At 46.3% G+C, this 21,928-nt stretch carries 25 protein-coding genes; 3 read left to right on the forward strand and 22 right to left on the reverse strand.

Going from position 1 to position 21,928, the window contains the following annotated elements:
- Positions 1–65: 65 nt before the first annotated feature.
- From AC6ESP_RS05875 to AC6ESP_RS05910, 8 genes are all read right to left on the reverse strand, one after another.
- The gene (locus AC6ESP_RS05875) at positions 66–281 is read right to left on the reverse strand and encodes a hypothetical protein (protein ID WP_497095755.1); all 216 of its coding nucleotides are present in this window, start codon (positions 279–281) and stop codon (positions 66–68) included.
- 59 nt (positions 282–340) lie between these two features.
- Positions 341–994: a flagellar brake protein gene (locus AC6ESP_RS05880; protein ID WP_497095756.1), complete on the reverse strand. Its 654-nt coding sequence runs from the start codon at positions 992–994 to the stop codon at positions 341–343.
- Positions 995–1,053: 59 nt separating this feature from the next.
- Positions 1,054–2,412, reverse strand: a complete 1,359-nt coding sequence (ypeB, locus tag AC6ESP_RS05885) for a germination protein YpeB (protein ID WP_497095757.1) — start codon at positions 2,410–2,412, stop codon at positions 1,054–1,056.
- A 73-nt stretch (positions 2,413–2,485) separates the two neighbouring features.
- Positions 2,486–2,671: a hypothetical protein gene (locus AC6ESP_RS05890; RefSeq protein WP_497095758.1), complete on the reverse strand. Its 186-nt coding sequence runs from the start codon at positions 2,669–2,671 to the stop codon at positions 2,486–2,488.
- 24 nt (positions 2,672–2,695) lie between these two features.
- The gene (gene prsW / locus AC6ESP_RS05895; protein WP_497095759.1) at positions 2,696–3,394 is read right to left on the reverse strand and encodes a glutamic-type intramembrane protease PrsW; all 699 of its coding nucleotides are present in this window, start codon (positions 3,392–3,394) and stop codon (positions 2,696–2,698) included.
- Positions 3,395–3,424: 30 nt separating this feature from the next.
- Entirely contained in the window at positions 3,425–4,675 is a 1,251-nt protein-coding gene (locus tag AC6ESP_RS05900) for a Glu/Leu/Phe/Val family dehydrogenase (RefSeq protein ID WP_497095883.1), read from the reverse strand.
- A gap of 144 nt (positions 4,676–4,819) precedes the next feature.
- Positions 4,820–5,434, reverse strand: coding sequence for a genetic competence negative regulator (locus AC6ESP_RS05905; protein ID WP_497095760.1), 615 nt, complete (start codon positions 5,432–5,434; stop codon positions 4,820–4,822).
- Positions 5,435–5,636: 202 nt separating this feature from the next.
- Positions 5,637–5,960 (reverse strand): hypothetical protein, encoded by a 324-nt coding sequence (locus AC6ESP_RS05910; RefSeq protein ID WP_497095761.1) that lies wholly within the window; start codon positions 5,958–5,960, stop codon positions 5,637–5,639.
- A 183-nt stretch (positions 5,961–6,143) separates the two neighbouring features.
- Between AC6ESP_RS05910 and AC6ESP_RS05915 the strand changes: the two genes are divergently transcribed.
- The gene (locus tag AC6ESP_RS05915) at positions 6,144–6,998 is read left to right on the forward strand and encodes a polysaccharide deacetylase family protein (RefSeq protein ID WP_497095762.1); all 855 of its coding nucleotides are present in this window, start codon (positions 6,144–6,146) and stop codon (positions 6,996–6,998) included.
- Here the strand turns inward: AC6ESP_RS05915 and AC6ESP_RS05920 are convergent.
- Together AC6ESP_RS05920 and AC6ESP_RS05925 are read right to left on the reverse strand one after the other, a co-directional pair.
- Positions 6,982–7,215 (reverse strand): hypothetical protein, encoded by a 234-nt coding sequence (locus AC6ESP_RS05920; RefSeq protein ID WP_497095763.1) that lies wholly within the window; start codon positions 7,213–7,215, stop codon positions 6,982–6,984. The two genes, AC6ESP_RS05915 and AC6ESP_RS05920, sit on opposite strands and share 17 nt — an antisense overlap.
- 11 nt (positions 7,216–7,226) lie before the next feature.
- Positions 7,227–7,817, reverse strand: a complete 591-nt coding sequence (locus AC6ESP_RS05925) for a CPBP family intramembrane glutamic endopeptidase (protein ID WP_497095764.1) — start codon at positions 7,815–7,817, stop codon at positions 7,227–7,229.
- Positions 7,818–7,921: 104 nt separating this feature from the next.
- On the opposite strand from AC6ESP_RS05925, the gene AC6ESP_RS05930 reads away from it, so the two are divergent.
- Positions 7,922–8,842 (forward strand): hypothetical protein, encoded by a 921-nt coding sequence (locus AC6ESP_RS05930; protein ID WP_497095765.1) that lies wholly within the window; start codon positions 7,922–7,924, stop codon positions 8,840–8,842.
- Between the two features lie 21 nt (positions 8,843–8,863).
- On the opposite strand, the gene AC6ESP_RS05935 is transcribed toward AC6ESP_RS05930, so the two are convergent.
- On the reverse strand, positions 8,864–9,190 hold the full coding sequence (locus tag AC6ESP_RS05935; protein WP_497095766.1) for a rhodanese-like domain-containing protein: 327 nt from the start codon (positions 9,188–9,190) through the stop codon (positions 8,864–8,866).
- Between the two features lie 365 nt (positions 9,191–9,555).
- Here AC6ESP_RS05935 and serA point away from each other — a divergent pair, with 365 nt between their 5' ends.
- Positions 9,556–11,148, forward strand: a complete 1,593-nt coding sequence (serA, locus tag AC6ESP_RS05940) for a phosphoglycerate dehydrogenase (protein WP_497095767.1) — start codon at positions 9,556–9,558, stop codon at positions 11,146–11,148.
- Between the two features lie 184 nt (positions 11,149–11,332).
- On the opposite strand, the gene AC6ESP_RS05945 is transcribed toward serA, so the two are convergent.
- The 11 genes from AC6ESP_RS05945 to AC6ESP_RS05995 form a co-directional block, all read right to left on the reverse strand.
- The gene (locus AC6ESP_RS05945) at positions 11,333–12,796 is read right to left on the reverse strand and encodes an ATP-binding protein (RefSeq protein ID WP_497095768.1); all 1,464 of its coding nucleotides are present in this window, start codon (positions 12,794–12,796) and stop codon (positions 11,333–11,335) included.
- A complete protein-coding gene (locus tag AC6ESP_RS05950) occupies positions 12,796–13,512 on the reverse strand; it encodes a response regulator transcription factor (RefSeq protein WP_497095769.1) in 717 nt (238 codons plus the stop codon). The genes AC6ESP_RS05945 and AC6ESP_RS05950 overlap by 1 nt, the downstream gene beginning before the upstream one ends.
- A gap of 31 nt (positions 13,513–13,543) precedes the next feature.
- A complete protein-coding gene (gene ccsA / locus AC6ESP_RS05955) occupies positions 13,544–14,803 on the reverse strand; it encodes a cytochrome c biogenesis protein CcsA (RefSeq protein ID WP_497095770.1) in 1,260 nt (419 codons plus the stop codon).
- Positions 14,800–16,464: a cytochrome c biogenesis protein ResB gene (resB, locus tag AC6ESP_RS05960; protein ID WP_497095771.1), complete on the reverse strand. Its 1,665-nt coding sequence runs from the start codon at positions 16,462–16,464 to the stop codon at positions 14,800–14,802. Before resB ends, ccsA begins: the two co-directional genes overlap by 4 nt.
- A gap of 11 nt (positions 16,465–16,475) precedes the next feature.
- Positions 16,476–17,006 carry a thiol-disulfide oxidoreductase ResA gene (gene resA / locus AC6ESP_RS05965; RefSeq protein WP_497095772.1) on the reverse strand — a complete coding sequence of 177 codons (531 nt, stop codon included), beginning with the start codon at positions 17,004–17,006 and terminating at the stop codon, positions 16,476–16,478.
- Positions 17,007–17,095: 89 nt separating this feature from the next.
- On the reverse strand, positions 17,096–17,839 hold the full coding sequence (locus tag AC6ESP_RS05970; RefSeq protein ID WP_497095884.1) for a pseudouridine synthase: 744 nt from the start codon (positions 17,837–17,839) through the stop codon (positions 17,096–17,098).
- Between the two features lie 54 nt (positions 17,840–17,893).
- Complete coding sequence (locus tag AC6ESP_RS05975; RefSeq protein ID WP_497095773.1) at positions 17,894–18,427, reverse strand: spore maturation protein; 534 nt, start codon at positions 18,425–18,427, stop codon at positions 17,894–17,896.
- A complete protein-coding gene (locus tag AC6ESP_RS05980) occupies positions 18,420–19,121 on the reverse strand; it encodes a nucleoside recognition domain-containing protein (protein WP_497095774.1) in 702 nt (233 codons plus the stop codon). Before AC6ESP_RS05980 ends, AC6ESP_RS05975 begins: the two co-directional genes overlap by 8 nt.
- Positions 19,122–19,141: 20 nt before the next feature.
- Entirely contained in the window at positions 19,142–20,323 is a 1,182-nt protein-coding gene (locus tag AC6ESP_RS05985; protein WP_497095775.1) for a D-alanyl-D-alanine carboxypeptidase family protein, read from the reverse strand.
- 174 nt (positions 20,324–20,497) lie between these two features.
- The gene (ytfJ, locus tag AC6ESP_RS05990) at positions 20,498–20,956 is read right to left on the reverse strand and encodes a GerW family sporulation protein (protein WP_497095776.1); all 459 of its coding nucleotides are present in this window, start codon (positions 20,954–20,956) and stop codon (positions 20,498–20,500) included.
- Positions 20,929–21,618: a DUF2953 domain-containing protein gene (locus AC6ESP_RS05995; RefSeq protein ID WP_497095777.1), complete on the reverse strand. Its 690-nt coding sequence runs from the start codon at positions 21,616–21,618 to the stop codon at positions 20,929–20,931. Before AC6ESP_RS05995 ends, ytfJ begins: the two co-directional genes overlap by 28 nt.
- Between the last annotated feature and the right edge of the window lie 310 nt (positions 21,619–21,928).

Raw genomic sequence — 21,928 nt, forward strand, 5'->3', positions numbered from 1 at the left:
ATAGACATAGATGCAAAAACGGCAGCCTTTATAAATGCAAGAAAGAGCTTCCAGCAATCTGTCGATTACTTGTAAGCTTTCCCTTCCATACGGTCAACTCCAGTCACCCAATGTCTAATCGAGTCGTTCTGCAGCAGCATTTGCGATAGAACAACTACAATAAATAATAAGACTACGATATGTAGCAATCGTCTACTAACAGCATCCGACATTTGCTTCAGATACTCAGTATCCCTCTTATCTTCTCTTCCAACTAACCAAGCAACTAACCACTTCCGCATACTGCACTCCCTTATATTCCCTGTTCGTGCATAGCATGTCTATCCTTAGCTGGCTCTATTCATCGATTGCGGAATTCCAGCTGTCGCTCGAAGCAATAACGGATTATCTTCTGGCGTTCGCTGTCGGTAATGCTGGCGAATTTTATCATAACCTGCTTACGGCCGCTCTCCAGCACAACAACCCTGACAACCTCACCTTTGAAGGAAGTATGCTCAATAGACCCGTTCTTGAAAGGTATTAGAAGCCAGCAATCCAGCTCCATCCCCTGCTGAATAGACCATTTTCCATCGCATATGAGAGATATGCCCCCACCGCCAACATCGTCTGTCATCGAAACAAATCTCATCTGATCAGCTATATTAACAGCAATCTCTAGCTCCGCGGACACACGCAAGAAATGACGGCGTTGAACTTTCGTTATCCGATCAGGATCAGGCTTGCGTATTTTGATTAATCGAATGACTTCTTCCCGGAATCCGATGACATGTGAATCAAAATAGTTCTTAATCCCGTCGTCAGATAAAAAATAGACAGAGAGCTCATCACCCAAAAAAAGTCGTTTCATTCGGCCAGTCTGACTATTGATTGGATTCTCAATAAGTAAACCGTCCTCCAGCTCGTCAGCTATTCTTGCTTTGTACTCGACGGCTGCTTCAGCTTCATCAGAGGAAGCAATCTCGAAATATAACATCTGGTTTACTCTAGGCAACAATTGGCTCCCCTCCCATATTGGTGTCATTATAACACGTCAAATCAAGAGGAGCCATATGGTTATTTACTAGCTGCTACTGCTTTATCAAGTGGAGACAGCTCTTCAATTGCTTCTTCAAGCCCAGTCTCTGAGTTAATGTATATCCGGTAATCGCTGCCATTGATTCTGCCTGTGTACTCGTAGCATAGAACCTCCTGGCCTATATCGCTCAGAATGAGCGCTTTTTGTGACTTCGTTATTTTCATTTCCGGATTAATGGCTTTCCGTGCTTCAGCTTCTGTCAGATGCGCTGTCGGAATTGTGCGCTTATGATGCTCATACACATAATCATTCGCTTGCAGGCCAACAGCCTCTCCATTGTCCAAGGCAATCTTAACCGTCAGCATATCCGGATAAATCAGAACATTATCCTGCTTGCCTACATAGCTCAAGGTACCCGTATTCTTATACATGTCATAGCTAATCGCCTGCATACCTTTGAGATCATGGTCATTCAGAAATTTATCAGCAGCGGCTCTAGCCTGCTTGAGATCAAGCTTCTTCTCTCCTATATCACGAGAGTCCATGAACCAGATCAGCTTCCCGCCCCTTTGGGTGTAATCCATCTGCATCTTTTGACCGGATTCCGGATGGGTTACTGTCGCGGAGTATGAGGCATATTGTGTTCCCTTGCCGTTCTCCACAACCTTCACATCACCGACATTCTTCCCGACAAATTTAGCAACATGCTCCTTAATATCGTCTGCAGTAACCAATTTCCCGCTGAGCATATTGATGGTTCTCTTCTGATACATACTGGATACAGAAGGACCCCAATTGATTTCGGGATATTGGCTTACTTTGTTATCTACGGTTTTGAAGCCGTCAATGATTGTATTCTTCTTGCCTGTTTCTTTGGATGCCAGTGCAAGCTCTACATCCATCCAACGAAGATTGTTGCTGAGCACCTCATTCTGCATGCTAGACAAATCCTTAGAAATTTCCTCGGACTTCGCGTAGAGCGTCTTTAAAGTTTTGAACTCGTCTTTAGACAATGGCTCCTTCGTTAAATCTCTCACCGAGGTCTTGTACGCAAAGTTAGCAATGCGCGACAAGAAGTCATCTGCTTCATTAAATGGAAGCAAGGTCAGTGGCAGCTGGTTAATTTCGTTCTGAGCCTCACCTGTGAGCCTCCACACATTAACAAGCCCTTTACGATGATAGCCCTGCGAGGTAGAGTTGACCGCTAGCGTATTGCCTAGCTGTTGATGCAATTGCTCAACATGATAGGTTAGATCATGGAATGCACGCTGATATTGGTTCTCTGCCTTAATGAGAATCGAATTTTTTTCCTGATGCTCTTGATAGCCCCAATAGGCAGTACCAATCATTAAGAGGGTCATTACGGGGAAGAGCACCGCGCTGAGTCGTTTGTACATAACAGAAAAGCTCCCTTCTTGTGCAAAACCTAACAATAGTTTGGTTTGACAAAGGGAGCTTTATGCATCTGTTCTAAATACTGTGTTCTTCTACATCCAGATCGTGGCTGTTATTGCATATGCACTGCTTGAACCCCGTATCAATAGCGCCTTTCTCGCGCTTTCCTCGAAGCACAAACTTTTCTCCACATACATTGCAACGAATCGTTACTTTTATTCTTGCCGCTTCCATCCATGCCTCCCAAGTTACAACTGTCATTAATTGTAAGTATGGACGGAACCATTATAATTTAATCTCATCATCAGATGTGAGAAAACGAAATGGCGACCGTGCATTCGCACGCTGCATCGTTCTTAATCCCCATATCCATAGCACGAACATGAATGGAATTATAAAATACATCCAATTGGTGCGAAGGGTAAGCATAATCCAATCGTACACCCCATGCAGCATCAATGGCAGTGTTAATGATATGGCAAGGTATAGCTTTCTCCTGCTTGCTTTTGGCTCGAACTTGGCTTTCCCCATATAGTAGCCCATTAGAATGCCAAACAAGGCGTGGCCCGATACGGGAAGAAGCGCCCTCACCAGCAGCGTTCCGAATGTGGCAGGTGACAGGATCGCATATAATACGTTCTCAAGCGTTGCAAATCCTAATGAGATCGAAGCTGCATACACAATACCATCGTAAGGCTCATCGAATTCCGTGTGATTGTAGATCATGTGATAGAGTACGAACCATTTCATGAATTCCTCTACCCCCGCTGATTCGAAGAAGGAGAAAACAATAGGATGATCGCCTAACCATAGCTGCAATCCGCGCTGTATGACGATGATTGGCAGCACGATGAGCACACCGAGCAAGAACATACGAACAACCATATGAATCGGCTCGGTATCATAACGATCTTTCAGATACAAATAAGTGAGCAGTGACACACCGGGTGCAACTGCTGCTGTTAATACGGAAAACAAAAGCATTCGTAAGTTCACCTCCGAACATTGCGCTCGCTATACCCAACCGCGATAGCGCACAGCTTCCGCCATTTTCCGCACACCAGCCATATAAGCCGCCAAACGCATATCTACATTTCTACTCTTATGAATATCATACACTTGCTTAAATCCTCGAATCATCATCAGACGAAGCTTCATATCCACTTCATCCTCTTCCCAATAATAACCTTGGTTGTTCTGTACCCATTCGAAGTAGGATACGATCACCCCACCAGAGCTGGCAAGCACATCAGGAACAAGAAGAATACCTCGATCGGTCAATATCTTCGTTGCTTCGAGTGTTGTTGGTCCGTTAGCTGCCTCCACAATGATGGATGCTCGAACATTCGGTGCATTCTGCTCCGTCAATTGGTTTTCTATAGCTGCCGGAACTAGTACATCACACTCGAGCTCCAATAGCTCATCATTGGTTATCGTCTCTGAGAATAGATTGGTCACATTCCCGAACGAATCGCGTCGATCTACGAGGGAAGGAATATCTAATCCTTCTTCATTATACAACGCCGCGTTCACATCCGATATACCTATTACACGAGCCCCTGCATCATGCATAAATTTGGCAAGATAGCTCCCAGCATTACCGAAGCCTTGAATGACAATGCGAGCATTGCTCAGCTCGATGCCCTTCAGCGCCAACGCTTCATGAATCATGATGACGACTCCTCTTGCAGTCGCTGTCTCACGTCCCTTGGAGCCGCCTAATACAAGAGGCTTCCCCGTAATAAAGCCGGGAGAGTCGAATTCCCTGATCCGGCTGTATTCATCCATCATCCAAGCCATGATCTGCGAATTCGTCATCACATCCGGCGCTGGAATGTCTTTGGATGGGCCGACGATTTGACTGACTGCTCGCACATAGCCACGGCTAAGACGCTCCAGCTCGCCGAATGACATTTGCCGGGGATCACAAATAACGCCGCCTTTGCCTCCACCGTATGGCAGATCAGCTATCCCGCATTTAAGACTCATCCATATGGACAAAGCCTTAACCTCATTCTCCGTTACACCTGGATGAAACCGGACGCCGCCTTTCGTTGGTCCGATAGCATCATTATGCTGTGAGCGGTAACCGGTAAACACCTTCGATAAGCCATTATCCATTTTCACAGGAATTCGGACTGTCAACACTCTCAGCGGCTCCTTAAGCAAGGCAATCATCTCATCGCTATGCCCCAGCTTACGAAGCGCCTGTTCAATTACAATTTGTGTAGACTGCAACACATCATACGAATGTATGTCAGACATCATCGATTCACCGCCTTCGTCTACTTGGTCTACATGTAATATGAACGTGTCATTCCAACCATATTCGCCTTCTAACCATATATACATAAGAAGAGCATCCAGCAAGACGCCTATCCGCCTGCAGATGCTCTATTCTCGGCTTGCTTATTTGTAGAAATGAGTGCAAATTTGCTTTACGGCCTCTTCAGGCATGATGACCTTGCCGTACTCCTCTAGCATCGCATATGTGACGGATGTCGCTTCTCCGTATTCAGCCAGCAACGCAATAACGGCATTATGCCGGGAAGTTTCGATAAGCGCTGGTTCAAGCGCTAGAATCCATTTTCCATTGTAGGCATATAATCGTCCGTCATCTGTTAAAGCTGCCGATTGGAGCTGCTTGCATACATTAATGACATCCTCAAATTCGCGGAAGGAATACATTACGATATCACTTTGCTCGAGCGTAACTTCCATCTCGTATATCTCGTCTTCCGTGTCTTCATCTTCGGTTGCCCGTTCATCGGATTGACCGTTCATCTTGCCACGGGTGACAATCACTACCATTCCTTGGGCGGGGAGGGCAAACACTTCGACCGCTAATGGGCCGCTGGCATCGAATCCAAGTTCACTGTATGCTTGATCCATCATTTCACTGAATAGTTCGTGTACTTTTGGAATTTCGCGCCACATGTCTTCCTTCTGGATCCCCCGTTCCAGCAGGTCGTCGAACGTCAGGAAAATCCTTATCTTGTCCTGACTCAGTCGCTCGATCTTCATGACAGGATCCTCCTCTGCAGCATCTGTTGTAACAGCGTATGAAATTATTAAGAAGATGTGATCAAATTTGATCAAATCCAATTATGTATCTACTTTATCATGTCTGTCCTTGGATTGCACCTAAATTGGGTAAAAAAAGAATCGTTTGAGCTGCATGTCTGCCATGCTTGCATCAAGCGATTCTGCCCTTTGTTTTCAGTTGTCAGTGCGTAGTAGAGGACGATTCCGCCAAAATCTGATTCGTCTGTTCCTTCAGTACTGGGTCGCTGTTGATGAGGGATTCAATCTGTCCCCAGCCTCCTTCTGATTTTACGGCGGTACCGTCTGTAGGCTTTGGGGCAGAGGACATCGCCTGTGCTTTCCAATTGCCATTCATCATCATGGACACAGTCTTCTTGCCTATTGCTGAGCATGCTGAGGATAAAGCGCTAGCTGCCCATGCTGCTGTTCCAGGCTTCTTGCGAGATACATAAATCGATGCAGCTACGCCAATTACTCCTCCGAATAAAAAACCGCTAAGCTTCATAACCGTGTGACCTCCCTTGAGATAAGAATTCACCGATTATTTTGACCTAATGCCTGCATGATCATCCTATTCAAATTAAGGAAACGACTCTTAAGCGTTCAAAAAGTGAATATGATACACTATAGATAAAATCAGGGAAGTGTCCCTTGCCCAACAATTACAGATAAGCAGCGGAGGTTAATCATGAAGCGAATATCACGATCTCTGACAATCGGGAAGGCTACTCTAACTGCCGTAGCTTTGCTCACATCCTGTTCAGGAAGCAATGAGCCTACAAGCTTGAATACAACTATTCAGCCGACCATTCAACCAGCATCTTCATCCCCTACACCATTACCTACACCAGTACCAACACCCGTGGCGGAGCCTGCTGAGAGCGCCCCTCCTGTCAAGCAAGCGAAGCTCTATGAGATGAATAACGTATATCGTTTCATCCCCATTAACGAAGATACACCGAAGAATGTCGTCCTTCTCACCTTCGATGATGGTCCACATAATGAGGAAGTACTAACTAGTCTGTTGGATACCTTAGATAAGCATAATGCGAAGGCAATCTTCTTCGTCAATGGCTATCGTGTGAAGCAGCATCCAGATCTACTTAAGCTAATTCATGCTAGAGGTCAGACCGTCGGCAACCATTCCTGGGATCACATTAATCTAAAAGAGCAGACTGCTGATACAATTGAGCAGCAGCTTGGTGATGTTCAGAAGGATGTAGAGGCACTAATCGGCGAGTCTCCCATCTTTTTCCGCCCTCCATATGGCTCAGGCGGCGATAAGGTCAAGGAAATAGCAAAAAACCACGGCATGTTGTTCATGACGTGGTCGAATGGTTCCCTGGATTGGGAGCAGAAATCGCCAGGCAAACCGGAAGAAATTACCCAGAATGTCCTTGATCAGCTCCATCCAGGTGCGAATATTCTCATGCATGAGCTCTCTTGGACAGCTGAAGCACTGGATGATCTATTAAATAAGCTTGAAGAAAAAGGCTACGGATTCATTGATCCAGCAACCATCTCGCTTACTCCGAATACTTAGTTCCGTACCAGAATAGTCCGGCTACGAGCACAACGAATAATACGAACAATAAATTATAATACCATTTATTTATCTTTTGAGCGCTTGAAGGAAATTTTTTTCTTCTTGGCGGCAGTGGCGCCTCGGTATTCGTATCGGCTTCGATGTCAGGCGGCACAGCCGCCTGATCTTGTTGCAATTTCCCTCTAGAACCCCCGAATTTTTCTACCCTGCTCATGAATGCTCTCCCTACTCCCTCCTAAATCGAATAATCAGACCCATAATCAGATCAATGACAAAATGTGCCAGAATCGGAGCCCACAGTGACTCCGTTTGTATATAAATCCAGCCTAAACCATAGCTGATGCTAAATACAAGTGCCGTTGGTATCCAATGCTTCAAATAACGGACATGGATCGCTGCAAATATAATACTTGTCCAATACGGACCGAATGAGTGCTGAACCGCACCCCGGAATAGCATCTCTTCACATACTGCAACTACGAATGAAAGCACAATGATGTGCCATACTGGCCTGTTCTTGAAAATACGGTCATTTACTCCGCCATCATCTGCAGCTTCCTCTGGAACCCATTTAGAAATAAGGAGGTCCACAATGATTACCGCTGCTGCAAGTCCCAGCCCCCAATATACAAAAGTCAGCTCTTTTGGGAAATATAATAGTTTAATTGGGTTTTGACGCTGAAATAATACCCAGATCAAACCGATAATAAGAGTAAGTGCCTGAGTCATGTACAAATTAATGAGCAGCATGCGGTCGTCGAGCTCGTCCACGGTCACCTTGCGCACACGAATTTTACGGATGTCAAATTTTTTCATAGCTTCCCGCCTGTCTAGAAGGTTCATATTTCCTTTTATAAGCCATTCACCTATACTGATAAGGCACAAACGACAGTATTATCATACATAAAGGGAGATTTGTGATGGAGAAACGGTTATCTGGTACTGCAATGTTATTTTGTTTAGGCTTTATCTTTATGCTTATATGTGCTGTAGGTGCTTTCTTCTACGGCATTAAGATCGGATCTGACAAGGTAGAAAACAAATATGAAATGAAGATGCTTAATAGTTCCAAAGAAGCGGCTAGCTCCACTCCTTATCAGCAGCAGGATCTCGTATCATTCTATCATACCGTATTTCTGCCCTATCGGGAATTTCAGAACGAATGGTCCAGCTCAATCAGCCAATTATCGTCAGGCGAGACCAAAGAACTAGCTTCCATGTTCAAGGATCTATCCGCCTTCGCTAAGAAAAAGCGTACGGAAGCGATCTCTGTCGATATGCAGAAATCTCCATTGCTTGGTGATGCTCAGGCAGCCATTATAACAAGTCTGGAACAATTCGAGAAAGCAGCAGACAAAACAGTATCGAGCTCTAAATCGCTTAGTCCTGAAGAATTGTTGAAGGCAATTGAGAAGGATCAGACCTATCTATCCGCTGTTAATCAAGCTCTAACTGCCCAGCAATCCTATTATGGAGCAATGCTGAAGTGGAGCGCATCTGTAAATCCAGACATTCCTGGAGAGTTCAAATTCTCTAATGTGCTTGAGATCAGTAAGTGGGAAGCACTTCCGCTCACCGTCAAAAACAAGCTAATGGCAGATCATTTGCTCTCACGCAAGCAAATAACTTCCTATTATCCCCAGGATCTAACGAGCCGGGTCGACGAATTTATTAGTTCAGGACAAGCTTCCAAAATGAAGATCCGCACCATCACATCTGTAGTGGAGCTTCTGATTGATACCGAAGCCGTTCGCAGTGGCGACTTCATTCAGATCAAATCTAGACTGTACGCGAATGAAGAGCTTCCGCTCCTGCCCTTCTTCTCCGTCGATGTTGGTTAACAGCTTGCTGCGAATGAAGCATTAATCATATTGAAACCCTTGCAATGAGGCTATAGCTGCCATTCCACCTGTTACGTTGTGGAGTCTGCTGTAGCCTTGTTCTTCTAAGTACCGGCACACGGCCTCGCTTCTTACGCCATGTGCACACACAATATATATGGGCTTGTCATCATCTAATTCTCCAAGCCTGTGTGGAATCGTATTCATTGGGATATGGACGGATGATTCCAAATGATAATAATCCCATTCCTGCTGCTCGCGCACATCTATAATTTGCTCTTTCTCAAGCTGATGCTCTGACACCAGCGCTAACAATACTTGTGGACTTATATCCTGCCATTGCGCCATTTCGGTCTCTCCCCTGCATGTAATTAACGATTCAATGGTTGAATCATAACGAAAATTTCACATTTGATCAAGTTTGAGCATTGCAATTGTGCACCTTCGTGCTATAAAATAGTAAAGGTTATCCTTAACGGCAGTCATGCTTCACTAACTGCTTTCAAAGACGAATTTCTCGTCCGGCTCATTACACTTGGGTGCCGAGGCGAGGTTTTTTGTTTTCGCATCATTATCGATCTAGCAAATGGATGTGAAGCCTATTCCTCAATTGTCAGAGCATGCTCTCAATTGGCTGGAACTTCACAAAACCTTTAGCGAATGCTTATGAAGCTGCTTCTGGCTTCACAATAATTTTAGGGGGCAATCTGCATATGTTTAAAGTGTTAGTATCCGATCCGATCAGCGATCTGGGCATTCAACAGCTTGTAGACGCGGAGGATGTAGCAGTCGACAAAAAACCAGGTTTAAGCGAAGATGAACTAGTAGCCATTATTGGTGAATATGATGCCCTGCTTGTACGCAGCCAGACGCGAGTTACTCCTCGCATCATGGAAGCTGGCAAGCAGTTGAAAGTAGTAGGCCGTGCAGGCGTAGGCGTTGACAACATTGATCTAGATGCGGCAACACAACGCGGGATCATCGTCATTAACGCTCCGGACGGTAATACAATTACGACATCTGAGCATACCTTTGCAATGATGATGGCAGTAGCTCGTCATATTCCGCAAGCTTACATGAAAACAGTCGGCGGTGTATGGGATCGCAAATCATTCCTGGGTGTTGAGCTTCGCAACAAAAAGCTCGGTGTACTCGGCATGGGACGTATCGGCAGCGAGGTTGCTAAGCGTGCTAAAGCATTCGACATGGAAATTCTTGGCTACGATCCGTTCATGACGGAAGATCGTGCAGAGAAGCTCGGCATCAAGCTTGCTACTGTAGATGAGATCGTTCGCAATGCCGATTTCATGACTGTACACACTCCACTTACACCAGAAACTCGCCATATGATTGGCAAGAAGCAATTCGAAGTGATGAAGCCTGGCATGCGTATCATTAACTGCGCACGCGGCGGTATCATTGACGAGCTTGCGCTTGTTGATGCAATTGACAACGGCGTTGTTGCAGGCGCTGCCTTCGACGTATTCGAGGTTGAGCCTCCTGCTGAGGATCACCCATTCCTTAAGCATCCGCAAATTATCGTTACTCCGCATCTTGGAGCATCGACAATTGAGGCTCAAGAGAATGTTGCAATCGACGTATCCGAGCAAGTGCTTCATATCTTGCGCAACGAGCCGTTCAGCAATGCTGTGAACATGCCTCCTATTCCGGCTGTTCTACAGAGCAAGCTGTCTCCTTACTACACGCTAGGAGCTAAGCTGGGCAGCTTCGCAGCTCAAATGACAGAAGGCGCCGTGCAGGAAATCGTTGTACGCTACTCCGGTGAGCTTGCAGAGGTCGACACTCAGCCGCTTACTCGTCATATTGTCAAAGGCGTGCTGTCACATCACCTTGGTTCTGACCAAGTTAACATCGTTAACTCGATGCACCTTGCCAAAGAACGCGATGTAAACATTGTTATTCAGAAATCACATGCAGCCAAAGACTTCACGAACCTGGTAACCGTATCTCTCCGCACGAAGAAGGAAGAACGTTTTGTCGCTGGTACTATGCTGACAGGCTATGGCGAGCGAGTTGTTCAGATCGATAACTTCCCAGTTGATGTAACGCCGGAAGGTCATCTGATTCTAATCTCGCATAATGACAAACCGGGTATCATCGGTCGTGTCGGTACTCTGCTTGGCAGCAATGATGTGAATATCGCTACAATGCAGGTTGGACGCCAGCTTGAAGGCGGATCGGCTATTATGGTGCTCCGTGTAGACAAAGGCGCTCCTAAATCGATTCTCGAGCAGCTGACAAGCATGTCTGATCTGAATACAGCAAAAGAAATTAATCTTTTCTAGAATAGACTTAAATAGGATTACTGCAAGACCCTCATCCATGAATGGACGAGGGTCTTGCTATTTGCGAAAAACTCCTTACATCTTCTCCCTTTATTCAACATTCGCCGTACAATGTTTCACGAACAACAAGATTAACCTCGCTCATTCAACAAAAAAACGCTCCCATGCGGGAGCGTCTTGACAACTATTGATTGGATTCGACAGGCAGCATAATGAGAAATGTCGTACCTTTTCCCACTACACTATTCACCTCTAACCGGCCGTTATGCTGTGTAATGATATTTTTGACGATTGCCAGACCTAATCCGGTTCCTCCTGACTGTCCTCGCTTACGAGCCTTATCCGCCTTGTAGAAGCGCTCGAAAATATACGGAACATCCTCGCTTGGAATACCTTGACCCTCGTCAGCAATTTTCAATAAAATATATTGATTCTTGCCCGCGCCTGACAACTCTCCCGACATTCGAATCGTCTTACCTGATGGTGTATGCCGAAGGGCATTATCCAGCAGATTCGTCAGTACCTGCTCGATTCTGTCCTCATCGGCATGTATAACGGTCAGTACCTGACTTGACAGCTCCATGAGCAGAGATACATCACGTTCCTTCGCATATACCTGGAACTTGCGGTGAACGCGCGTTACAACCTGCCGCAGATCAACCTCTTGCAGATTCAGCTCCACATGACCGGCTTCCATTCTGGCCATATCGAGGAAATCATTCACGAGCCTGCCCATGCGCAGGGACTCATCATAGATGACCTGTACGAGCTCGCGCTCCTCTTCAGGAGAAGCGACGATATCGTCCAGCAGCGCCTCGCTATACCCTTGCAGCATCGACAGCGGCGTTCGAATCTCATGCGAGACGTTAGCTACAAAGTCTCGTCTTAGCTTCTCCAGCTTGTGCTCCTCCGTTACGTTCCGGATAACAGCAACAGCTCCGCGTATCGTCCCTTCCGTCTTCAATGGAGCCATAACGACAGACCAGACGTTATTGTGAACCTGCACTTTATTCGTGAAGTCCCTGCCTTCAAGCGTTACCGTCACAAATGTGTCTCTCAGAGGACCTGGCACGCTGCTGTACGCGATTGATCCATCCTCAGGATCCTGCCACTCCAGATCGATATCCGTCCATCGATCGAGAAGCAGCTGTCCGAGCGGATTCGTTAGAATCACCTTACCTTCGGCATCGAAGGTAATGACAGCATCCCCCATGCTCCTCAGAATACTGGAAAGATGCTCCTTCTCATGGTTCAAATCATGAATCAGCTTCTCCAGCTGCTCTGTCATCCGGTTGAAGGTATTGGCAAGCTGTCCAATCTCATCGGTCGAGCGAATCATCACTCTTGTCTTGTAATTGCCCTCTGAGATAGAATCAGCGGCCTTCTTCAATTCCAGCAATGGCTGCTGAATTTTGGATGATAAGAAAAAGGCAAAGAAGGTGGACAGCAAAAAGCCGATAATCGCAACAATAACGAACAAGACCTTGATATCATGCTGATAGTCTTTTTTGAAGGCAATATCGATATATTGCAGTAAAAACACGCCTAGAATAAGCAGGACTATTCCAACAAGTATGACGATGGTCGCCCACAGCTTCCCAACAACGCTTCGCAGCAGATTGTTAAACCAGGTCAGCACAAGCTTCATTATTTGGGAACCTCAAGCTTATAGCCGACACCCCATACCGTTGTGATCATTGCTGCAGCATCAGGCGAGACCTTATTCAGCTTCTCACGGAGTCGCTTCACATGCGTATCGACTGTGCGCAAATCCCCAAAAAACTCGTAGTTCCATACATCCTTAAGCAGCTCTTCGCGGGAAAATACTTTATCGGGTGACACAGCCAAATAATGAAGCAGCTCGTATTCTTTCGGTGTAAGGCTAACCTCTTGCCCTCCAGCGGATACACGGTGAGCATCATGCTCAATCACAAGATGAGGGAATACAATGTTGTTGCTTGAATTCACTTCTTTGGTCAAGAAGGCTGTTGCTGAGGAACGACGCAGAATCGCTTTTACGCGATAAATAACTTCACGTGGGCTGAATGGCTTCACTACATAATCATCTGCACCAACCTCGAAGCCTTGCACACGGTTCATCTCTTCGCCTTTGGCTGTAAGCATAATGACCGGTGTCGCTTTCACCTGACGGAGCCTTGAGCATACCTCGACGCCATCTATACCTGGTAGCATAACGTCAAGCAGAATAAGCGCATAATCGGTCGATGTTGCTAACCGCAACGCCGACTCGCCATCCTCCGCTTCATCGATAATATAGCCTTCCTTCTCCAAATACATTTTGAGCAAACGACGAATTCTTTCTTCGTCGTCCACAACTAGAATACGGCTCGCATAGTCGGACATGAGGCTTAGCTCCTTTCAAGTTGCAAAACTGTTACACGCCTGCGTAGGAATGTAATCCAGCGATAATCAGGTTAACGCCGACGAGTGTGAATAATATGACTACAAAACCGATAACGGCGAGCCATGATGAACGCATACCCTGCCATCCACGAGATAAACGGAAATGCAGATACGCGCTATAATACAACCATGAGATTAGTGCCCATACTTCTTTAGGATCCCAGCCCCAGAACCTGCCCCAGGCAATATTCGCCCAGATCATCGCGAAGATCAATGCGCCGAGTGTAAAGATCGGGAATCCGATCGCAATAGCACGATAGCTGATCTCATCCAAGTCCTCAGGATCGATTCCTTCCATAAGGGGATGGATAACTGCGCCAAGTGGCTTACGGAATACAAGGCGTAATAAACCGTAAATAATAGAACCTGCAATAATGGACCACAGGACCGTATTCAGCTTGCGACCCGCATTCACACCATTCATCCAATAGGGTGCTTCAAACAAGGGCTCTTTCATACCGATGAACGAATCCATTTGGACTTTCTCACTATTATAAGGCTTAACGATCGGAGGAAGCGTATAATCAACAGTCTCTGTTGACGTCTGTACAACACCTTTGCTATCGACAACCGATTGTTCTTGCGTGAATTGCGCTTCGTAGCCCATTCCTCGGAAGGCAAATACAGCTACGATGAATCCAATAATAATAATAATCGTGTATAAAGTAAACTCAACCCAGAATTGTGCCTTCTTAGCCGACTTCGTCTTGCCCTTGAAATCGACCACCCGCAGCAAATACATCAGTCCAGCCGCGAAGCCTACAGCGAAGAAGGCTTCACCGAGCGCAGCAGTCGTAACATGTACCTTAAGCCATATCGAGCTGAGCGCAGGTATGAGCGGTTGAACCTCTTGCGGGAATACCGATGCATAAGCGATGACTAGTACGGTTAACGGCAGGGTGAACATGCCCAGCAATGGTTTTCTATAGATGCCGTAGATGATTGTAAAGGCGATCATAATAGCCATACCTAGAAATGTAATAAATTCATACATATTGCTCGTCGGAATCTGACCACTTCCTATCCATCTTGTGAAGAAGAAGGTCAGATGGGCAGCCAGACCAAGCGATGATGTTATAAAAGCAATACGGCTCCACTTACTCTCATGCTTCTGTGAATCCCGGTTGCTCCATTTCTTGCCTGCAATAGCGATTACATAAAATAAAAAAGCAAAGCAATAAAGAAAGAAAGCAATAATAAATGCGTCACTGCTCAGATCAACTAAACTCACGCGTTATTCCCTCCGTTATCTAACGACTTTGGATCTACGGTTATTCCGATTTTGTGCAAGGATGAGGCTACATCCGCTCGCATGCCATACCAGTTTTTATTCGTATGAGCACCGAGTGACAGCTGTCCATCGTCAATCCGCAGCCAAATCCGTCTATGCTGCCAGTAAGACCCCATCAATAAGCCAATCATCGAGATGGCCGCACCAATCCACACGAAATTCAGTGCTTTGTCGATCCGAACATTCAAGTAGGTAGAGGCTTCTGCGAAATACACATTGTCCATCCCTTGAACCTTGATCTCAAGCTTGTCCGCTATGGACGCATTGATCTTATCCTGACCGAACTTCTCCTTATCCTTCTGCATTGGGAAGTACATATAAGGCTGTCCGTTCTCAGCAAGTCCAGGTCCTTTAATTAGAAAAACGAATGCAGGTGCATTAGGCTCACGGCTTAGCGTAACCGGCTCTCCATCGTCGCCAATATCGAATTCCATATAATTAGCTATGAGTTTCATTTGGTAAGGTCCTAGCTCATAATCCAGCGGAGCGTCCTTCATCGGCAGATCGAACGTTCCGTACTCCTCGCCCGTCTTCACATCGAGAAGAACAGGAGTAACTGCTTTAAGCTTAGGCGTAACATCATAATCGAACTGGTACAGCTTAAGCCCATTATAATTAAGCGGGCTGTTCACCACGATATTATGTCTGTTTACTTCTTCAAGAACCGGCGAATCGCTAGTTTCTGCGCAATTGCTCGTACACGTATAGAGCACGGCCTTCGTCTCATAGAGCTTAGCTCGAAGCTGGCCCTTGAGCTCTTCCGGCAGCTCATCATCCGTGTAATACTCAACCGTGAACTTCTCATTCTTAACAAAATAATTCGTACCTTCGATTCGTACGGTATCCCCGTCAGGTATCGTTATGTATGCATCCATCTGCCATCCTGGTATGCTTCTTGCGAGAATAGAGAGCAGAAACAAAATAAGGCCGATATGGTTAATATACGGACCCCATCGACTGAATCGGTTTTTCTCTGCAAGCATGGCGGAGCCATCTTTATACACCCGGTAATGCTTCTTCTGCAGCTGAGCGGCGAATTGTTCGACCCACTCCTCCGGTTTCCCTTCAATCTGTGCGGAATAGACCGTCTTCTGACGAGTAATAAACCGCAGATGCTTGCGCACTTGCTGCTTATTAAGCGCCTTGTATAGAGGAAGAATTCTATCCAGGCTGCAAATGACGAGTGAGGTACCAATCATCACTAGAAGGGTAATAAACCACCAGCTCTCGAAGGTATGCGATAATCCGAGCAAATAATAGATTCTGCCGGGAAGACCATACGTCTCTTCGTAATACACCGATGGATCAAAATTGTTCAAAAACGTATTTTCTTGTGGATAAATCGTTCCAAGCATGGCTGACAGAAACGTCAGGACAATTAAATAAATCGCGATTTTGACCGAAGAGAAAAAATTCCAAATCCGATCAATCGGATTCGGATTGCTTTTTTGCGATCGACGTGCTGCTCCATCATAACGCATCTCAAGCGGCGTATCTGACTCTGCACCCTCTATTAGCGGCTTGCCGCAGCTTTCACACAGCACGGTTCCAACCGCATTCTGATGCCCACATTCACACTTAGTGTTATGTATAGATAACACAGGGAAACCTCCTAGTACTTAAGAAGCTGATTGACTTGATCATCAATGTCTTGTTCTGTCAATCCACCGACTTTTATCTCCATAATCGTACCATCAGGCTTGACGAAGAAGGTTGTTGGATAGGATCGCAATCCGTAGCTTCGCTCCGTCTTCCTGCTCACGTCCCGTAGAATCGGATAATTAAGCTCAAAGCGCCGTACGAAATTGTTAACCGTCAGCGTATCCTCACTCAAATTAATCGCTAATATCTCCAGGCCCTCGTCCTTCCATTTGGCGAATTGACGCTCAAACTCAGGCATTTCTTTGACACATGGGGGACAGAAGGTTCCCCAGAAGTTAATTACGACTGGCTTCCCCTTGTAATCGGACAGCTGATGCGTATTGCCATCCAAATCCACAAGAGTGAAATCAGGCGGAGTGCTCCCTACCTTCAGGATGCCGCTTTCATCCGCAGCGAACAAAGTCGTGCCAATTGCATATCCGCCGACGATGAGTACGGCAAGCAGAATGACAATTTGCACTGGTTTTCTATACTTGCCCATACCTTACTCATCACCTACATTTCATGCCCTGTTAGCTTGCAATATTTCCATTATAACGAAAATCGGGCGGCAATAACCGCTGCCGCCGTTTACTTTTTATGAACTTTATGTGTCTTGCGCGCTGCTTCTCGCAGCTCTTTCACTTCAACCGGAGTCAGATGGCGATATTGGCCTCTCGCAAGGTTCATTAGCCCGAGTTCCCCGAATTTTACACGTCTTAGACGAGTCACAGGATGATTGATTGCATCGAACATCCGGCGGACCTGGCGATTACGTCCTTCATAGATCGTAATGCGGATGGTAGCTACATTACTCTCCGTATCAACATCCTGATAATCAGCCTCTGCAGGCGCAGTCATACCGTCCTCCAGCTGTATACCTCTTTGGAGTTTCTCCAGTAAGGTACCGTGAGGAACCCCTTTGACAGTTGCGTAATAGGTTTTCGGTACATGATGGCTCGGATGCGTCAACAGGTTGGCGAATTCGCCATCATTCGTTAACAGCAGCAGTCCTTCGGTATCATAATCGAGTCTTCCGACGGGATAGACACGCTCTTTGATCCCAGGCAAAAAATCAGCCACCACTTTGCGCCCTTGCGGATCTTTCGCGCTTGTGATGACACCTTTAGGCTTATTCAACATTAAATACAGCTTTTTCTCGCTGCGGATCGGCTTTCCATTAACGGTAATTACATCTGTTTCCGGATCCGCTTTTACACCAAGTGTCGTGACCTTCTCGCCATTAACTTCAACTTGGCCAGCCTGAATCATTTCTTCGCATTTTCTACGGGAAGCGATACCCGCTTGTGCTAATATTTTTTGTAAACGTTCCAATGCCTTCACCTCAAACTCCATCATAACGATATGGAAGGCAAAGCACAAGCATCATTACCCGAATATGTACAAGCAAATAAAAATGGCGGCCAAAAATCCGACTAAATCGGAAAATAATCCAACTTTTAGAGCGTACCCGCTTTTCTTAATCCCAATAGCACCGAAATATACCGTCAATACGTACAAGGTTGTATCTGTGCTGCCTTGAATGGTTGACGCGATTCTCCCAATCATTGAATCTGGCCCATGCGTTTGAATGAGATCGGCTGTAAAAGCAAGTGATCCCGCTCCAGTAAGAGGTCTAAGGATGCCGAGGGGAAGAATCTCGCTAGGTATGCCTAATGAGTCGAACAGCGGTCGCACTAGCCCGAGCAGCATGTCCATTGCCCCTGAGGCACGGAACATGCTGATTGCGACCAGCATACCCACTAGATGCGGAATAATAGCTATAGCCGTTCCGAAGCCATCCTTGGCTCCTTCTACAAAGGTCTCGTACACAGGTACTTTTCGAAAAGCAGCATATAAAGGAATGAACACAATGATTGCAGGTATGAGCCATGCGGACAAACGAGTAAATACGTCAAGCAAGCTGACCGCCTCCTCCGTCTGCTGTTGTGGAGGAAGCTGAGATACGGTCGCCAGAAGGCTTACCTTCTCTCCTATCTGTTGGAGTCAGCATGGTCCCTATCTTACTTGACGGAGGCGGTGGTGATTTTCTCCGGTAGTATCGATCTGCCAGAATAGCTGCTCCTGTAGCAAGGAAGGTCGCCGCCAGAGTGGTTCCTACAATCTCCGTCGGATTGGCTGAGCCATAATTCATTCTGATCGCAATTAAAGTTGTGGGAACAAGGGTAATACTCGAGGTATTGAGCGCGAGCAGCGTGCACATGGCAGGCGTTGCAGTGGATGGATTAGGGTTCAGCTTCTGAAGCTCCTGCATCGCTTTGATGCCCATCGGTGTTGCTGCATTGCCAAGTCCGAATAGATTGGCACTTAAGTTGCTCATTATGTAGCCTAACGCAGGATGGTTCTTAGGCACATCAGGGAACAGCAGCCTCACGATAGGTCCTAGCAGATGAGCAAGCTTCCTCAGAAGACCTGCATCATCTGCTATTCGCATCATGCCTAACCAGAATACCATGATGCTGATTAGACCAAAGCTGATTGTTACTCCTGACTTAGCCCCTTCGAATGCCGCTTGTGTAACAGCGTCGATCTTCCCATTAATTGCCGCCGATATGACACTAATAACGATAAAAAACAACCATATCCAGTTCACCATAGAATGGCCTCCTCCCCCGATTAGCCAAATAATGCTCGACATACAGACATAATGGAAATGATAATTGAACGGCTTGTACGTTGTGCTTCCCGATAGTCTGCCAACGAAGCCTCCGTCATCGGTGAATGCTCCGGCAGCTTAAGCCGGCTGCTTCCTGCATCATAGACCGGGATAGAGCCTACTCTCTGCCCATTCAAATACCATTCCAGCGCTCCGCGTTCACCCAGTGCATAGCGTGTCGTATTGATATCCTCGATAACCAGCTTGGATTGAAGGCTATCCTTCTCCTCTTGTGTTAGCGGGTATTGGAATGTCTGACCAACAGCATACGGATACCCTGTCAGTGTTTGTCCTTTACTAGCCACTTCAACCAAAGGATAGTTCTTAAATCCCCAATTCAGCATCTGCTTGTGATCCGCCCAATCATCCCCATCATTGATCGTTACAGCAGCAAGCTGTTGACCGTCTCGAGTAGCTGAGCTAACCAGACAGCGTAATGATTTTTTCGTATAACCGGTTTTGACACCATCAGCTCCTTCATACATGGAGAGCATTTTATTTTTGTTCGTCCAAGTATATTGCCATTGCTCATGCGGATTAGGAACTTGTTTCACCTTCGTGCTTACAATTTCTGCGAATACCGGATTTCTAAGTGCGTAGGCGGTCAGCTTGGCAAGGTCATTGGCTGAAGAATAATGCCCATCCTCATCCAATCCATGTGGATTCATGAACTGACTGTTGTTCAAGCCGAGGAAAGACGCTTTCTCGTTCATAAGCAGCACAAATCCTTCCTCTGAACCGCCAACATGCTCTGCTATCGCAGTTGCAGCATCATTGCCTGAGCGTAGCATCAACCCGTATAGCATGTTAAGAAGCGTCATCTCCTCATCCAGCTGCAAATAAATCGATGAGCCTTCTTTACCGACAGCACGCTTGCTTGTCTTCACCATATCAGACAGCTTGCCATGCTCAATAGCTACTATCGCTGTCATAATTTTGGTCAGACTTGCTATTCTCATCGACTGATCGCCATTGCTGCTGTAGATCAGCCGGCCTGATTTCACATCAATAACTGCCGAAGCCTTCGCATTCGTATACAGAGACTTAGGAGCCGTGTACACCATAGTCGGCACGCTTGTCCAGCTTATGAAGCTGAGTAGGAGCAGGCCAATTAAAATTCGGCTGTATTGTCTTCCTTTCATGATCAGAAGCTTCTCCTTTCTGTTGTATGAGCTTTGTGGTAAACAATCTTGTACATTATATGCGCTTAGGACCTCATTCAGTCACGTTAAGCAGCATCATTTTGTTTGTCTTTCCATTCACGTGCTTTTTTATCCCTCCCACAAAATGAAAAACTGCCCTTGCGGGCAGTCTGCTTAAATAAGAGTATCGGTTCCACTCGTAATGTAATCACTTGTAGTGGCTGGCGTCTTTATCATCGACTGTACCTTATCAAATACCTGAGGAGCCGAATCAATAATACGTTCCAGCAAATGCGTCTGATTGTCGAGCGGAACAATTTTCACGCCTTGAGTGCCGACAACTAGGAAGGCAATTGGTGTGATAGATACGCCGCCCCCGCTGCCACCACCGAAGGGAAGGGATACGGATGCATTGTGGTTATTGCCGTCAGAAGGAGATGAAGAGCTGTCCGACCCATCGAATCGGATATCGCTACCCCCTGCTACAAAGCCAAAGCCGACTTTGGAGATTGGCATAATGATGCTGCCGTCAGGCGTCTGAACCGGATCGCCTACGATCGTATTGACATCGACCATTTCCTTAATATTTTCCATTGCGGTTTGCATTAAGCCTTGAATAGGATGTTCTGCCATGCTTTAACGCCTCCTTTCTCTTTCCTTATACGGACTAGAAGTTGCAGTCCGGCAAGGATAGCATAACCGAAGGGGATTTGAGCTATGCATGACCATTCTGTAGTAAAACAAGCCTTTTGATAGACGGGCTGCACATCCAGCCGAGGCTCCGCTCTTAGCTTAACCATCTGTGAGATAACGCCAATCATCGTCGTCTTAATAGACCAAATAAATCCAGTTGTCATGGCTGTCCACATGGCGTCTCCAGTGCCAACTGAGGTTGTCCACTTCCATTCTGTCAGCCTCACCTTCGTTAGAGTATTTCTGGCCCAGCCCTTCAAATTATTGGTCATATGTACGATTTCCTTCATTTTGTCTACGGCTTTGGCAATTTTATCCGAATCGATCTCGTCATCCTTCTCATTCTTGCTTATCATACCTGGCCTTGATTCTTCCGTCTGCTCATGGATACGAAGGGATAGCCCTTTGAAGTTGATCGTGGGAACTTGGACCTGATAACGGAATAATCCGAGAATGGCCTTGACGTCCACTTCGATATTATCATCATCGCCGCTGCGATTCATTCGGCTAGTTATGACTACCGGAGATACGATTACCCCTGCCATGATGAGCAAAAAAAAGAGACCGGCTGCCGTTATCCAACCGTAGGGGTAACTGAGCATGAATGCTTCCTCCGTTTCCCTAATATGGGCCTGAATTTAGTATGACCCGGCGGCCAAATCTCATTCTAAATATTGATGGAATAGTTCTCGCTTCGCGGGAGTATCATTGCTCCGATCGCTGTTGTCCCCGAATTTCTTCATTACAAACCGCTTAGCGGTTGAAATTCGGGGACAAAGGCGAGCGCTTGCGCTTCTCCACAATGATACTCCCGCTCCGCTTCTTATTCCATCAAATTTCTCATTCAAAAAAAAAGCGCTCGAAGAGTTGTTCTGCTCTTCGAACGCTCCGTACCTATACAAGGAATAGTTT

The sequence above is a fragment of the Paenibacillus xinjiangensis genome, assembly GCF_059686975.1.